The sequence below is a fragment of the Alkalicoccobacillus murimartini genome (assembly GCF_030813245.1).
Classification (GTDB): Bacteria; Bacillota; Bacilli; order Bacillales; family Bacillaceae_D; genus Alkalicoccobacillus; species Alkalicoccobacillus murimartini.
The window spans coordinates 822,507-836,286 of record NZ_JAUSUA010000002.1; the positions used below are offsets into that span (position 1 = coordinate 822,507).

Below are 13,780 nucleotides of genomic sequence, written 5' to 3' on the forward strand. Positions count from 1 at the left end.
TGATTTCCACGCACTCTCATTCAATTCTATTTAGGTCAATATCACATTACTCTCACATACAAAAAAACCACCACCCTACACGGGTTGATGGTTTTTGACATGTATTCTCTTTTAATTAAGACTTTACTGCTCCTGCTACACCTTCGATAAAGAATCGTTGCATTAATAGGAACAAAACCATGACCGGTACTAATGAAATCGTTGCAGCGGCCGTCATTCCAACATAATCAGATGTATAGGTTCCAACAAAATTCTCCATACCTACAGCAAGCGTTCGAAGCTCAGGTCTATTTGCAGTGAAAATAAGTGGAATAAGGAACGAGCTCCATGTCCAGATAAACTGCATAATCCCTGCAGTCGCAATGATAGGGGCACTTAATGGCAACATAATTTGACTAAACGTTCGTAAAAATCCTGCGCCATCAATTTCAGCTGCCTCTTCAAGCTCCTTTGGAATTTTCGCGAAAAAGGAGGCGAATAACAGAATAAAGAGAACATGGGCCCCTGAGGACTCTGCAACAATAACACCTAAGATAGAATCCGAAAGCCCTAAAGCACTTACGATTTTAAACAAAGGAATGATTGTGTATCCTTTTGGAATAAACATAATCGCGACCACTATAAAGATAATGACCTTTCGCCCTGGAAATTGAATACGTCCAAGCACATAACCTGTTAGTGCACTTAGAACGAGGACAATAAGCACAGTTGAAACTGTAAATATCACCGTGTTCACAAAATAACTTGAGAAGTTTGCACTTGTCCATGCACGAACATAGTTGTCCCACTGAAATTCTGCTGGGATGGGGTTAGGTCCACCTGATAAAAATTCTGTATTTGTTTTAAATGATGATAAAACCATCCATATAAAAGGATAGATCCAAATGAATCCAAAAATCAGTAGGCAGATATGAATGCTTGTTCTCGCAAATTTACTTGAAATCATTATTTCAACCTCGCTTTCTTCCGATTAGAGCGAAATTGCCTGATCTCTTTTGCAAATGCCCCTAGACTAAACAAAACACTAATGACAAAAGTGAACAATCCTAGTAACACACCAGCTGCTGATGCATAGCCCATCCTTGTTTGTCCTCCAGAGAATTCAGAAGAGAACGCGTAATTATAGATAAATAAATCAAGAGTTTCTGTTTGGTAGTAAGGTCCCCCGTTTGTCAGTGTTTTAACTAAATCAAACGCATTGATTCCTCCTACAATAGATAACAATAGAATAACTGAAAGCATAGGCTTCAAAAGTGGCAGTGTAATGTGGATTAATGTTTTCCAGAATCCGGCTCCATCTAGTTGAGCAGATTCGTAGAGATCATTTGGAATGGATTGAAGTCCAGCTAACCAATAGACCATATTAATACCGAGCCCTTTCCAGGAACCGATCACAATTAATAAGATCATCGCCAACATACCATCCGTCAACCAAGAAACTGGACGATCCATTAGACCAATGGATGTCATAATATCGTTGAACAACCCATTTAAGCCAAATATATTGTTCATGACGATCCCGATAACAGCCGTAGTTGTTACAACTGGAAGGAAATAGACGGCCCGATAAAATGTTTTCCCTTTTAGTCGAGAATCGTTAAGAATAATGGCTAGTATTAAGGCAAGTCCAACACCTATAACCGTCGTCCCGGCTACATAATAGATAGAGTTGATAAAAGCCTGCCAAAACCGATCTGATGACAACAATTGAGTATAGTTACTTAGTCCAATAAAACGATTTAGAGGGCCAATTCCAGACCAATCATAAAATGAATAAACATAACTCATGACAATAGGGTAAACAGATAAAACAAAAAAAACGATAATTTGAGGCATTAAGAAAACGTAAGCCCAGATCGCTTTTTTTCTATTTCGGGGACTTAGACGTCCTTTGTGTTTTACCTGCTGCTGTATCTCAGCTGGAACTCTCACATCTTTCACTCCTTTTATAAACACATGCCGCCATCATCATTTCTATATAAATGGCGGCACATGAACGAATCTTCTCTATTCCAACTCTTCGTAGTCGTCTAAAGTATAAGGTGTGAAGGGTTCCCAATTTGGAAAGACAAACTCTTCAGCAGATACCTCAGGGTGATCAGCTAATGTATCTTCAAACACTTCGTTTGCTGTTGTTTCCATTTTCTCTAGTTCGCTTTTAATATCAGGAACGGCTCCTGTTAAATAACCAACAACAGGCTCGCCCACACCAGTAAAGTCTAAACGGGAACTATTATCTCGTTGGAATTCAATGACTTCTAAGTTCCGTTGAACTGGGTTCGGAATTGGAATAGCCAACTGCTGCATTAATTCTTGAATTTCTGCAAATTGTGGGTAAGGAGCCTCTCCACCAACATCCATTTTTGCTGGAATGGCTGTACCTGGTTTGATATATAGTTCCTCATGCAAATGTTCTAGAGAGTATTCAAGAAATACTTTTACTTCTTCCCAATGCTCTGTATTTTGATTAACATGCATACCATCCGCTTGTCTTCCTGCAGGATAATAGTAAGGATCTCCGTTCTTTGTAGGAATAGGAGCGACACCCCAATTTTCAAATTGGTTACTATTAACTAGTTGAGTCCCTGTCCAGTTTCCGCTTATCCAAAAGGCCGACTGACCAGCAATGAAGCTTGCCTCCGCTGCCGCAGTATCTACTTCCATACTATTTGGTGTCATTACGCCTTCATCGAACAATTTCTTAAGGTATTCTGCTGATTCCAAAATACCTTCAGTGGCGAAGCTTGGCTTACCTGTCTCGAAATCAAATCTCCAAGGAGTATTTGGAGAGATAGCCGTTGCCATCATATTAACGATGCCATCGTTTGACCAAGATTCATTGTTCCATGAAAGTCCATGAATGGCTCCATCTGATTCTTCATAAATGAATTTTCCAAGTTCCTCAAACTCATCCCAAGTAGATGGAACATCCTCTTCAGTAAGTCCTAACTGTTCAAACACATCTGTGTTGTAGTAAAGGATATATGCCCCACTTTGAGGAGAAACGAATGGGAAGACATATACTTCGCCCTCTAGTTCAGTCATATTCTCTGCCCATGTTCCTTCGTAAAATTGATCTTTTACATCTTGAGTAAAGACCTCATTTAGACTATGTACCGCTTCAATGTCTACTAACTCTTTTAAGTCGGCTGCAGTCGTAAACATATCCGGAAGCTGATTCTCAGAAAGAGCTGTTTGGAATTGTGCTTCATGGCTACCTAGAGGTAAATCCTGTTTTTCTACTTTTATCCCTGGATGTTCTTCTTCAAAGTTAGCAATCAATTCATCAAATGGTACTCTTAGTTCAGGATATCTATTCCAAAGTGTAAGGGTCACGTCCCCATTCTCTGAACCAGCATCCTCACCACCACAAGCTGTTAACGCTAATAATCCAATTCCAAATCCAAACAAAGTTAATGACGTTTTTGTCATTTTCATTATCATCAATCTCCTTAACAATAGATTAATAGATCTATCTCTAAATTCTGACTATATTATTCAATCGTTGTCATACTACTAAAAAGTTAATAAACACAATAATAAGAGGAGTACGGTTTTGATCCTTCATGCAGAACTACTAACTACTATCCAGTTGCATTCTCATAGCTTGTTTAACCGTTATCTACATTCCCCCGTTTCCTCAATAATTGCTGTATTTATCGTCTTTTCATTGATAACGCTTTCATATGTATATCTTAGTTTAACTAACTTTACTAAGTCAAGTATATTTTTAAGTTATTTTATTATATGTGATATATGATATGATATGGTTAAAAATTCTTTCAAGGAGGCCAGTATGTCACATTTTTTCGCGAAACTTAGTCGAGAACAAATGAAAACGTACAATCAAAAACTAATTCTGAGGCTTCTTAAAGAACATGGGACATTATCAAAAGCCCAGCTATCAGAATTTAGTCAGCTCACTGTTCCCGCCGTCACTGGCTTTATTAAAACATTATGTGACAATAAATTAATTGAAGAGGTAGGTCCTACCAAAACTAGTCGAGGCAGATTTCCGTCTCTATTCCGTTTGAAAACAGATAATATTCATGTTTTGGCTGTAACCATTGCCACTTCTCATGTCAAAGCATCGATTATCGATCTGAATGGACAAATCCAAAAGATCTATCAAGCTTCTCTACCTCCTAACTCAGCTCCAGATCAAGCGATGGAATATGTGAGGAAATTAATTGATCAATGCCAGCATGACAGGTATCACATTTTAGGATTAGGCATTGGTGTTCACGGTATTGTAGACATTGATGAAGGATTACTTGTATTTCCTCCACAACTATCATGGAGATCCTATCCAATTGTTGAAGAATTAAAAAAATCGTATTCGTACCCTATACTTGTAGATAATGATTGTAACGCTATGGCGATAGGAGAAAGATGGTTTGGAAGCGCAAAGGAAGGTCAAACATCAGTTACTTTAAATGTAGATTATGGGATTGGTGCTGGAATCTACATGAACAATAGTGTCTTTAGAGGGTCTCATCATGCAGCAGGACAAATTGGTCACACAACAATTGAAGAAAATGGTCCTACTTGTCCTTGTGGTAACGATGGCTGTCTCGAAATGTTTGCTAGTGAGCCTTCAATCCTACGTCATCTGACTTCACACATATCTTCAGGTGTCGCTTCGATAGCTAAAGACATTGCAGGAGATGTACAATCCATTAGGATTAACCACCTTTATGATGCCGCTCTGTTAAATGACGAGCTTTCATGTTCACTTATCTCTAGGGCAGGTACATTAACAGGGAAAGGTGTATCAGGGTTAATAAATATCTTAAATCCAGATCGAATAATCCTTACTGGAGGCCTGCTTCGTTCAGAAGACACTTTTTTTGAACCATTTAAAAAAGCAATCCTAGATCATTCGATCAAATCAAATACAAGACATCTTGAGGTCCTAAAATCGAATTTAGGAGAGCATCGTGACGTTATCGGGGCTGCTTCTCTCTGGATCGATAAATTATTCAACAGCCAGGTCACTCTTGAATCTCTTAATATACAATCTACAAAGGTAAATAGTTAATTCGTTTACAATCCTCTTTCCGCATATTACATATAGTCATCTTTTAATTTAATTTTTCAGAATAAAATTGATTAAACGTGTGTTTATTTGTATGATATTCATATATGTTTACGTGTGAAAGGGGATATCTAATGGACAAAACAAAAGAGATACATTTTGAACATCTACTTTCTGGTCATGCGACCGACACCATTGTTTTAATCCATTGCAATGCAGCAGACATGAGTATCTTTGATTGGATTGTTCCTTATCTTAGACAATCATTTCACGTCGTTCGATATGATTTAAGAGGTTATGGTCAAAGTGATAGAGGCGATGATCCCCTCACCCTTGATAGGTTTGCTAATGATTTATACACATTAATGAACAAAATTGGACTGACAAAAGTTCACTTGGCAGGATTACAGCTTGGAGCACTAATTTCCATTCGGTTTGCTCATCTCTATAAGGAACGAGTGAGCTCACTTGTTTTGATGTCAATTCCTTGTTTTCCACCTGATATAATAGAAAAAATGACTAAACACCGTTTGGCGATTAGGCCCGATGGATCGGATATTCCAACTGATTATATCCTCAGACAGGCTAGTACACTACCTAACGGCCATCCAGCACTGGAACAAGCAGCCCAAAGCGCATTAAATGCTGATGTTCATGTGTGTAAAGAGATTACTCAATTAACAATGAGTTCAAATCCACTACATGAGTTGGCCTCTATTACGCAGCCTACCTTTATTATTTCAGGTGCTGAAGATGTCTTTTTTCCCTACCACTATCTTCATGCTGTTGTACGTGAATTTTCACACTGTCATTCAATTGTGATGCCAAATACGTCGAGTTTACTCGTTATTGATGACCCAAAAATGCTTTCCTCTTTAATCACCACATACTTTCAGCTCGACACTTACTCTACAGAACAAACAGATCCCTTTTTAGCTAACATGAAAGAAGCGATTCAATCGTCTGTCACCTCGTTGCAGCTACCAGCTACAAAAGTAGATGCGACGCTAAAAATAAAGACAGCCGATGAATTCACTGTTTCTATTAATGATATAAATATAAAAGGTGGTTGGAATAAACGTTACGCAACATCCTTATTACTTTTCCTTGTCTTACATCCATCAGCAAGTAGGGAACAAATCTGTGATGCCTTGTGGCCAGACATTCCTATCACAACAGCTAAGAAAAATTTGCGCGTTTATTTAGTACACCTACGCAGCCTACTCAATCAAGAAGATGGAGAGACAATGCTTGAAGTAAGCCGAGAACGAATTTATTTGAATGCAACGATTAAATGCGACTTACTTGATCTTTTAAGCCAAACTAAAGCGGCCATTTTAGAATCTCAGCCTTCTACACGTCTAACACTTGCTGTTCAGATCGAGCGTGCACTTCAAACCATTCAGACACCTGTTCTCTATGAGGATTGGTATTTAACAATATGGAGAGACCTACAAAATCATTGGATCTCTCTCTTTAGCTGGAGTGCTAAAGAGCTTGCTAATCTCGGAAACTTTGAACTCGCTCTTCAACAGCTACTAACCGTTACAAAAAGTGTCGAAGATGAATTGTTAATTGAAACGGCATTAGATATTGCTTATATGAGTCAATCTCAGTTACTTATCAACAAGTGGACAAAGACACATGATGAATTTTTAAGTCTGTAATGATAAAAATTAGTTATCCACATGTTCATGATTTGTTTTATGCCAACTAATTCATGAAAAACACTTATCCACAAGTGGATAAGTGTTTTTCATTTGTAGTTTCATGCCCATTCGGCTTTTGTATCCACTCTCATTCTCAAGCATTTCGCTACTTCATCTAAAACTGTGGTTCTACATCTACGTTTAAAAAAGCAGAAACCTGAATCATTTTTACTGATTCACAACCACTTAGAATTTCTCATGAATAAGTACTAGTTAATCTATTTTCTTCAACTCCACCTCACCAATATCATTTATTCGAAATGCAAATGAATCCAAATGATCATACGAAGAAATTTGGAAGGTAGTCGAAATGGTTGTGGTTTGATAGTTATCATTCGACGAGATACTATACATATCAGCACCGTAATCATTACCCTCTGTATCCAATATAAGCATCTCCGAAAAAATATGCTCTTGTTCGCGGTAATCCCCTTCAACTTCAAACTCAAGATATAAAGATGTTGGATTAGCTGTTGCTTCTTTAATTTTAATTGGTGCTGTTTCGTCTAATGCTATATACTTAGTTGGTTTACTTTCACTTCTTTTTTCCATATCGTTCATTGGAACTCTCCACTCACCATTGATACTTTCAAAATCTCCATTTCTCCATAATTTAATCATTTCTACTTCTAAGGTTGCATCATTTATAACAGGTACTGCTTCTTCACCAATATTGTCGTACAGAGCTTCAATCTGAACAAGACCTTCACTATTATGTAAAAAGGCTTCTTCACCCCCACCACTAAAATATAAGGTCCCATCTCCCTTACGTGGTTCAGTATCCGGTATACTTTCTATTAGGTACGTTCCATCTCCATTTTTCAATCGATAATCAAACGTTACTCGCTCAACATCTTTTAACTGCTTAACATCTTCAAACTTCATCTTGATGTTCATCCCTAACTTTCGATCATCATAAAAATGATCTGAAAGGGTTATTTCAATCCCTTTATTACTTACCGAATGGCCATCCTTTTGTACATAACCTTCTGATATGGCTTTATTCACACCACGGTCACTTTGGAATAGTTGTGAGAACGAGGCCTGCACATCATCGTTCATTAAAACGAAGCCTGCCAACACGACTGCCGCAGCCGATATAACCATGCGTTGTACGTATCGTTTCTTTTTACGTTGAGATGATTTTAATTGAATTTCTTTATACGTTTCATCTAATGCAGAACGTACTTTTCCTGGAATTTTAGCCAACTGGATTCACTCCCTCAAATGTATAATAAGTATCTCGAAGAATTGTCTTTCCGCGACAAAGTCTTGATTTAATCGTACCCTCTGGCTCATTCAGAATCGTACTAATTTCTTTTGTTGTGTAGCCAACTACATAATATAGAGTAAATACCAATCGATATTGATCAGATAAACTGTTAAGCGCATCTGCTAGCTCTATATTTTTAAATGAATCTGCAGCTTCAAGTAGTTGGTGTGGCAGATCTACCATTTGTATTTTTTGTTTCTTCTTCACCAGACTAGTACATTTATTAAGCAAAATCTTGCAGAGCCACGTATGAAAATACTCGTTCTTTTTTAAGGTGTGTAGCCTTTCAAAAGCCGTTAAGATGGTATCCTGCAAGACATCCGCCGCATCCTGTTCCTCTTTAACAAATCGTATCGCCGTACGATACAGCACTTCCTCATATTGCTGTACGAGCTGAACAAAGGCATCTCCATCACCTTTTTTAGCCTTTTTCACCAACCGTTCCATCGCCATCCTCCATTTCGTTTTTACTTTTACATCTATTAGACAACGAGGCAGGTTATTTAGTTGCATCCTTTTTATATTTTTATTGTAATCATTTTAGAAATTACTTACAATTATTAAAAGAAGTGTATTGGAGGGTAACATAATGAACATCTATCAAGCTACGATTGAGGATACCCAGCATTTATCTATATTATTTAATGCCTATCGAGAGTTCTATTATCAAGAAACCGATCTCGCAGGAGCCAGTTCCTACATTTCAGAGCGCCTTAAGCAAAAAGACTCCGTTCTATTTGTAGCTGAACACGAAGGAAAATATGTCGGATTTGCGCAGTTATATCCAACCTTTTCATCCATAGCCATGCAAAAAGCATTTATATTAAATGATCTGTTTGTGGCTGAAGAAGCGCGTAAAAACGGAATTGGCGATCAATTGCTCCTTAAAGTAAAAGACTATGCTCTCGCACAAAACGTACTAAGACTCAGCTTGAGTACCGCCATACATAACAAGGCAGCACAACGGTTGTACGAAAAACACGGGTATGTGCGCGACACTGATTTTTATCATTATCAGCTGACTTTAGAGGATTAACAGGGTGTGAGTTACACATTCCTTCCTCAACAAAAAAAGAACCTCTCTTTGCAGAGGTTCTTTTTTTGTTTACTCTTTCTAGCGTTAGTCAACTGCATTCCCAAATGGCCCTCACTTATCTTGATGACATCTCACAAATAAAACAGTTTTATCCATTTTAAGTGTAACAAACCACAAAACATAAGTATATGAATTTTCAATCAGTTTAGAGTATTTGCCAATCTTCCCTGTTCAAATTGGCGATCATGCACATTGTTTAAACCGAACCAGTTGGTATACTTACGCTAACAATTCTCGTAACAGAAAGTAGGGATAGCTATTGAGTTTAGTTGTATCCGATGTAAATAAGTCATTTGGAGACGATGAATCAAAAAAACATGTACTCAAGAATGTTTCTTTTGTTGGGAAAGAGAATGAGTTCATTTGTATTCTAGGTCATAGTGGGTGCGGAAAATCAACTCTCTTGAACCTTCTCGCTGGATTTGCGAAGCCAGATGAAGGAACGATTAAAGTTAATAACACAATCGTTAGTGGACCTCACCGCGAACGAGGTGTTGTATTTCAAGAGCATGCTTTATTTCCTTGGTACACCGTTCTCGACAACATTGCCATGGGACCAAGCTTAGAAGGCCGATCCAAGTCAGAGGCTCGGAAAATTGCAACTACCTACCTTGAGCTTGTTGGATTATCAGAATGTGCCAATCAGTATCCTAGTCAACTTTCTGGTGGAATGAAGCAGCGAGTTGGGATTGCTCGCGCTCTTGCAAACAAGCCTAATATTTTATTAATGGATGAACCCTTTGGCGCACTGGATATTCTTACGAGGGAAACAATGCGAAGGGAGCTTCTCTCCATTTGGATGAAGCTAAAAACGATGGTCATTTTTGTGACCCATAGTATTGATGAAGCGGTGTACCTCGCCGATCGAGTTCTTGTGATGAAGGATGGAGAAGTTGCCTTAAACAAGGAAATTACGTTGGAACGCCCAAGAAAGTCTGATCATTCAGAATTTATTTCTATATCAAAAGAACTGCAATCTCTTTTAGAGACCATAAATGAATCAAACAAGGGGGTTCTTACATGACTGTTACAGATACTCCCAAGGAAAGCCTGGTCACAAGTAAACGAAAACATCGATCAAAATCGAGAGTTTTTGATCGAGAAGGCATTCTTCGTGGAAGTACCGTGCTCGGATTCTTTGTGTTGTGGCAGATAATCGGTCTAGCGAACCAGCAAATTGAATGGATGAATCCTACGTTCCTTCCGACTCCTATCAATGTATTAGAGGCAGCTCTTCGATTACATGAGCAAGGTGTGCTTTTTACACATATTTGGTCTAGTACGTGGCGGTTATTGTTAGGTTTTATACTCGGGGTGATGATTGCTGTTATTCTGGCCTTTCTTATCGCTAAATTCAAGCCGATACAAAATGTAATTGAACCTCTGATCAACATGGTTGGACCTATTCCTCCGTTTGCTTTACTACCTATCTTTATTATTTGGATGGGCGTTGGGGAACTACCAAAGCTTTCACTCATTATCTATGCTACAGCTATTCCTATGATTGCCTATACCGTAGATGGAATCCGGAATGTTAACCCGCTCTTAATACGATCTGCGTTGTCTCTCGGTGCTACCCAGTGGCAGGTATTCAAACGAGTGATTTTACCATCATCGCTTCCACCTATTTTTGTTGGCATGCGAGTAACACTTGCCATTGCCTTCTCTGCAATGGTTGTCGCTGAAATGATTGGTTCACATTCAGGACTTGGTTACTTAATTATCGATTCAAGAAACTTTTTTCAAATGGACAATATGTTTTTAGCTGCTGCCTTAATTGGTGTGCTTTACTCCATCTTTGCATTGATTTTAGGTCAGATCGAAAGAAGACTGTTCAAATGGAAATATGGGACTCAGATGAATGACGCCGTATCAAAATAAATGATTAAAGGAGTGGATTACTTGATGAAACAGCAGACAAAGAGAATCGTTGCTACAGGAGCTGTGCTTTCTTCTATCATGCTACTTGGGGCTTGCTCAGATAACGAGACGACTTCTAATACCGGAGACAATGATTTAGAACAAACGGATGTTACTCTTTATGGAGTCATTGATACACAGGTATCTGCGCAACAAGTCATTGCAGATGAAATGGGCTTTTTTGAAGATGAAGGACTAAATGTCACGAATACCATTGTTCAATCTGGACCAGATATTGGCCCTCTCATTGCAAGTGGTGATGCTGAAGCAAGCTTCGAGACAACCATAACGAATATCACATTAAAAGCATCGAATGTTGATAATGTGATTGTCGCTCCAATGGCGAATATTTCTGGCACCCAAGCGGTCATTGCAAGCCCTGACTTTGAGATCAATAGCGCCGAAGACATTGAAGGCGCAACGATCGGAATGGTTCAAGGGGCTGGTGTTACCATCGCCCTGCAAAATATGGCAGATGAATTAGGTGTAGATATGGATCAGGTGAATTTTATTAACATGTCACCGACAGATCAAATCGCTGCACTCGACAACGGAAACATCGATATGATGGCAGCCTGGGAACCTTGGATTACAACTGGTGTGGAACAAGGGGCAGAGTTCTTATTTAGCGGAAATTACTCAGAGCTTCCAGGTGCTGAAGGTGATGTCGAGTGGATGCAGTATTATTCTACCTTCCAAGTATCAGAAGAATTTTTAGAAGAAAACCCAAACACAGTAAAAGCCTTACTGCGTGCATTGATTCGTGCAACCGAGTATATCAATGAAGATCGCGAGGGCGCATTAGATATCATGGATGCTTCCATTCAGAACCTGCCTCGCGAACAAATTGCAGAAATTATGGATCGAAACATCTACTCAATGGAAGTAGAAGATGACTTAAAAACAGGATCGGACATTATCGCAGAGCACCTATCAAATATGGGCAGTATTCAAAACGTCCCTGAATTTGAAGAGTATACGGATTTTTCTTTGTTAGAAGAAATACAAGCAGAATAGCATACTGAACCGGGTGAGAAACAATTCTTATCCGGTTTTTATATTCTCTTAATATCCAAAAGGTAGCATGATGTTTTTAACCTAATGTAATGGGGAACCATTAGTAGTGATTCCTAATGAAAGGACGGCAGACACATGCACCCAATTCGTTACATAAAACGCACACTTCAACGTCTGAATAGCTTGTCTTACTATCAAGTTAAATATGAAATAAAATCGAATGTTTGGTTGATTTGCTTATTTTATGGCTTAATCGGCGCTTCTCTTGCCGGTGTTGCTTATTTTGGCGATATGCACATGATGATGGGCTATGAAGCGAATGGTTTCTTTCAAGCTGATTATGAGTTAACCCGCCAGATTGTCAGCTCTCTTGTTGCAGGAATTATCACTCTTAATGCATTTACTCTGAACTCCATTCTAGTTGTCTTAACAAATTTTTCAGGCCAGTTTACACCGAGAATGCTAACGACCTTTATTTCTGATCGTCGCACACAGCATTTGATTGGCATTTTTAATCTAGCATTTGTATTTATCTTGCTTTCATTTTTTCTAATAGATGAACAGGTAGCATCTTATTATGCTGTAATTCCGACGTTAACCATTGCATTGATGCTCATTGCTGTGGGTTCTTTTGTTATCTTTATTAGTCACACGATTAACTGGATGCAGGTTCCAAATATCATGCAAAACATGAAGAATGAATCCCAGCAACAGATTTTGACTACGCTAGTGAAGGATCTTGAGGAGTTTCGAACATCAGAACCTAAAAGAGACATCGCTGATCAGTTACATGGGGAAGGCATGACCATATCCGCTTCTAAAACTGGTTATATTCAAATTGTCGATTACAAACGACTAATTAATTATGCTCAGTCGGTTGATACAGTGATACGATTTGAGAAAAGAATTGGTGAGTTTGTCTTAAAAGGCACACCCTTGCTTACCTACTGGAAGAATGGAAGATTCCCTATTGAGCCTAAAGAAATCAACAAGCGTGTTTTTATCGGTTCTAAAAAAACAGAAGTTCAAGACATTGAGTTTGGGATCAATAAGCTAAAAGAAATTGCCATCAAATCCTTGGGGAATGATGATCCACATACAGCTTCCAATGCGATCTTCCAGCTTACAGATCTATTACTTTCCATCTCAAAGGTGTCTCGATTTTCATCCTATTTAACTGATTCAAATAACGAACTACGAGTGATAATAAAAAAAGAGTCTTTTGCTTTTTATCTAAATTCAACCTTCTCGCATATTACGTTATATGCAAAGGAAGATCCTGTGATCACCAATGATATTTTAGAAGCTATGACTCTACTCGTACAATCAATCGATAAACAGTACCATGAATGCTCTTGGAAATTCGCTCTAATGGTTGCAAAAGGTTATGCAGCACCTTTCTCGTTTGAGTACAACGAGCATAAATTTTACCGATCCCTTGAAAAGATCTCAGACACAACAGGCAATCAAGACGATTATCAAGCCTTTTTGGATGAGATAAAACATAACGAAGAGAACAAGTAATGTGTGATGGAGAAGGTGAAATGACAGAAGCACAGTCAGTGGGAGTGACTGTGCTTTTAGTTTGGTTTTGGTGGTGCTCTATCGTTTCGATCTTGCCCTCTATCGTTTCACTTGCCCTTCCATCGTTTCGATTTCGCTCTCTATCGTTTCACTTGCCCTTCCATCGTTTCGATTTTGCTCTCTATCGTTTCACTTGGTCCTCC

At 38.6% G+C, this 13,780-nt stretch carries 12 protein-coding genes; 7 read left to right on the forward strand and 5 right to left on the reverse strand.

All coding sequences use genetic code 11. From position 1 onward, the window contains the following. Window positions 1–115: 115 nt before the first annotated feature. The 3 genes from J2S05_RS10445 to J2S05_RS10455 all read right to left on the reverse strand — a co-directional run bounded on the left by J2S05_RS10445 (window position 116) and on the right by J2S05_RS10455 (window position 3,438). Window positions 116–946 (reverse strand): carbohydrate ABC transporter permease, encoded by an 831-nt coding sequence (locus J2S05_RS10445; RefSeq protein ID WP_306982515.1) that lies wholly within the window; start codon window positions 944–946, stop codon window positions 116–118. Then, window positions 946–1,932, reverse strand: coding sequence for a carbohydrate ABC transporter permease (locus J2S05_RS10450; protein ID WP_306982517.1), 987 nt, complete (start codon window positions 1,930–1,932; stop codon window positions 946–948). Before J2S05_RS10450 ends, J2S05_RS10445 begins: the two co-directional genes overlap by 1 nt. Window positions 1,933–2,007: 75 nt before the next feature. Then, window positions 2,008–3,438, reverse strand: coding sequence for an ABC transporter substrate-binding protein (locus J2S05_RS10455; RefSeq protein WP_306982519.1), 1,431 nt, complete (start codon window positions 3,436–3,438; stop codon window positions 2,008–2,010). Window positions 3,439–3,796: 358 nt separating this feature from the next. Between J2S05_RS10455 and J2S05_RS10460 the strand changes: the two genes are divergently transcribed. Both J2S05_RS10460 and J2S05_RS10465 read left to right on the forward strand, forming a co-directional pair. Next, window positions 3,797–5,041, forward strand: a complete 1,245-nt coding sequence (locus J2S05_RS10460) for an ROK family transcriptional regulator (protein ID WP_306982521.1) — start codon at window positions 3,797–3,799, stop codon at window positions 5,039–5,041. Window positions 5,042–5,172: 131 nt separating this feature from the next. Next, on the forward strand, window positions 5,173–6,705 hold the full coding sequence (locus J2S05_RS10465; RefSeq protein ID WP_306982524.1) for an alpha/beta hydrolase: 1,533 nt from the start codon (window positions 5,173–5,175) through the stop codon (window positions 6,703–6,705). Between the two features lie 255 nt (window positions 6,706–6,960). Here the strand turns inward: J2S05_RS10465 and J2S05_RS10470 are convergent, their stop codons facing one another. Together J2S05_RS10470 and J2S05_RS10475 are read right to left on the reverse strand one after the other, a co-directional pair. Then, window positions 6,961–7,956, reverse strand: a complete 996-nt coding sequence (locus J2S05_RS10470; RefSeq protein ID WP_306982526.1) for a DUF4179 domain-containing protein — start codon at window positions 7,954–7,956, stop codon at window positions 6,961–6,963. Continuing rightward, entirely contained in the window at window positions 7,949–8,467 is a 519-nt protein-coding gene (locus J2S05_RS10475; protein ID WP_306982528.1) for an RNA polymerase sigma factor, read from the reverse strand. The genes J2S05_RS10470 and J2S05_RS10475 overlap by 8 nt, the downstream gene beginning before the upstream one ends. A 142-nt stretch (window positions 8,468–8,609) precedes the next feature. Here J2S05_RS10475 and J2S05_RS10480 point away from each other — a divergent pair, with 142 nt between their 5' ends. The 5 genes from J2S05_RS10480 to J2S05_RS10500 all read left to right on the forward strand — a co-directional run bounded on the left by J2S05_RS10480 (window position 8,610) and on the right by J2S05_RS10500 (window position 13,577). Then, complete coding sequence (locus J2S05_RS10480; RefSeq protein ID WP_306982530.1) at window positions 8,610–9,056, forward strand: GNAT family N-acetyltransferase; 447 nt, start codon at window positions 8,610–8,612, stop codon at window positions 9,054–9,056. Window positions 9,057–9,375: 319 nt separating this feature from the next. Further along, window positions 9,376–10,140 (forward strand): ABC transporter ATP-binding protein, encoded by a 765-nt coding sequence (locus J2S05_RS10485; RefSeq protein ID WP_306982533.1) that lies wholly within the window; start codon window positions 9,376–9,378, stop codon window positions 10,138–10,140. Continuing rightward, the gene (locus J2S05_RS10490) at window positions 10,137–10,997 is read left to right on the forward strand and encodes an ABC transporter permease (protein WP_306982536.1); all 861 of its coding nucleotides are present in this window, start codon (window positions 10,137–10,139) and stop codon (window positions 10,995–10,997) included. The genes J2S05_RS10485 and J2S05_RS10490 overlap by 4 nt, the downstream gene beginning before the upstream one ends. Before the next feature lie 24 nt (window positions 10,998–11,021). Beyond that, window positions 11,022–12,053, forward strand: coding sequence for an ABC transporter substrate-binding protein (locus tag J2S05_RS10495; protein ID WP_306982538.1), 1,032 nt, complete (start codon window positions 11,022–11,024; stop codon window positions 12,051–12,053). 135 nt (window positions 12,054–12,188) lie between these two features. Beyond that, complete coding sequence (locus tag J2S05_RS10500; protein ID WP_306982540.1) at window positions 12,189–13,577, forward strand: DUF2254 domain-containing protein; 1,389 nt, start codon at window positions 12,189–12,191, stop codon at window positions 13,575–13,577. Window positions 13,578–13,780: the final 203 nt, after the last annotated feature.

Excerpts from the sequence above, each read along its gene's own strand:
- J2S05_RS10490 (WP_306982536.1), top strand. The coding sequence starts at position 10,137 with ATGACTGTTACAGATACTCCCAAGGAAAGCCTGGTCACAAGTAAACGA.
- J2S05_RS10460 (WP_306982521.1), top strand. The coding sequence starts at position 3,797 with ATGTCACATTTTTTCGCGAAACTTAGTCGAGAACAAATGAAAACGTAC.
- J2S05_RS10495 (WP_306982538.1), top strand. The coding sequence starts at position 11,022 with ATGAAACAGCAGACAAAGAGAATCGTTGCTACAGGAGCTGTGCTTTCT.
- J2S05_RS10500 (WP_306982540.1), top strand. The coding sequence starts at position 12,189 with ATGCACCCAATTCGTTACATAAAACGCACACTTCAACGTCTGAATAGC.
- J2S05_RS10455 (WP_306982519.1), bottom strand. The coding sequence starts at position 3,438 with ATGAAAATGACAAAAACGTCATTAACTTTGTTTGGATTTGGAATTGGA.
- J2S05_RS10465 (WP_306982524.1), top strand. The coding sequence starts at position 5,173 with ATGGACAAAACAAAAGAGATACATTTTGAACATCTACTTTCTGGTCAT.
- J2S05_RS10475 (WP_306982528.1), bottom strand. The coding sequence starts at position 8,467 with ATGGAACGGTTGGTGAAAAAGGCTAAAAAAGGTGATGGAGATGCCTTT.
- J2S05_RS10445 (WP_306982515.1), bottom strand. The coding sequence starts at position 946 with ATGATTTCAAGTAAATTTGCGAGAACAAGCATTCATATCTGCCTACTG.
- J2S05_RS10480 (WP_306982530.1), top strand. The coding sequence starts at position 8,610 with ATGAACATCTATCAAGCTACGATTGAGGATACCCAGCATTTATCTATA.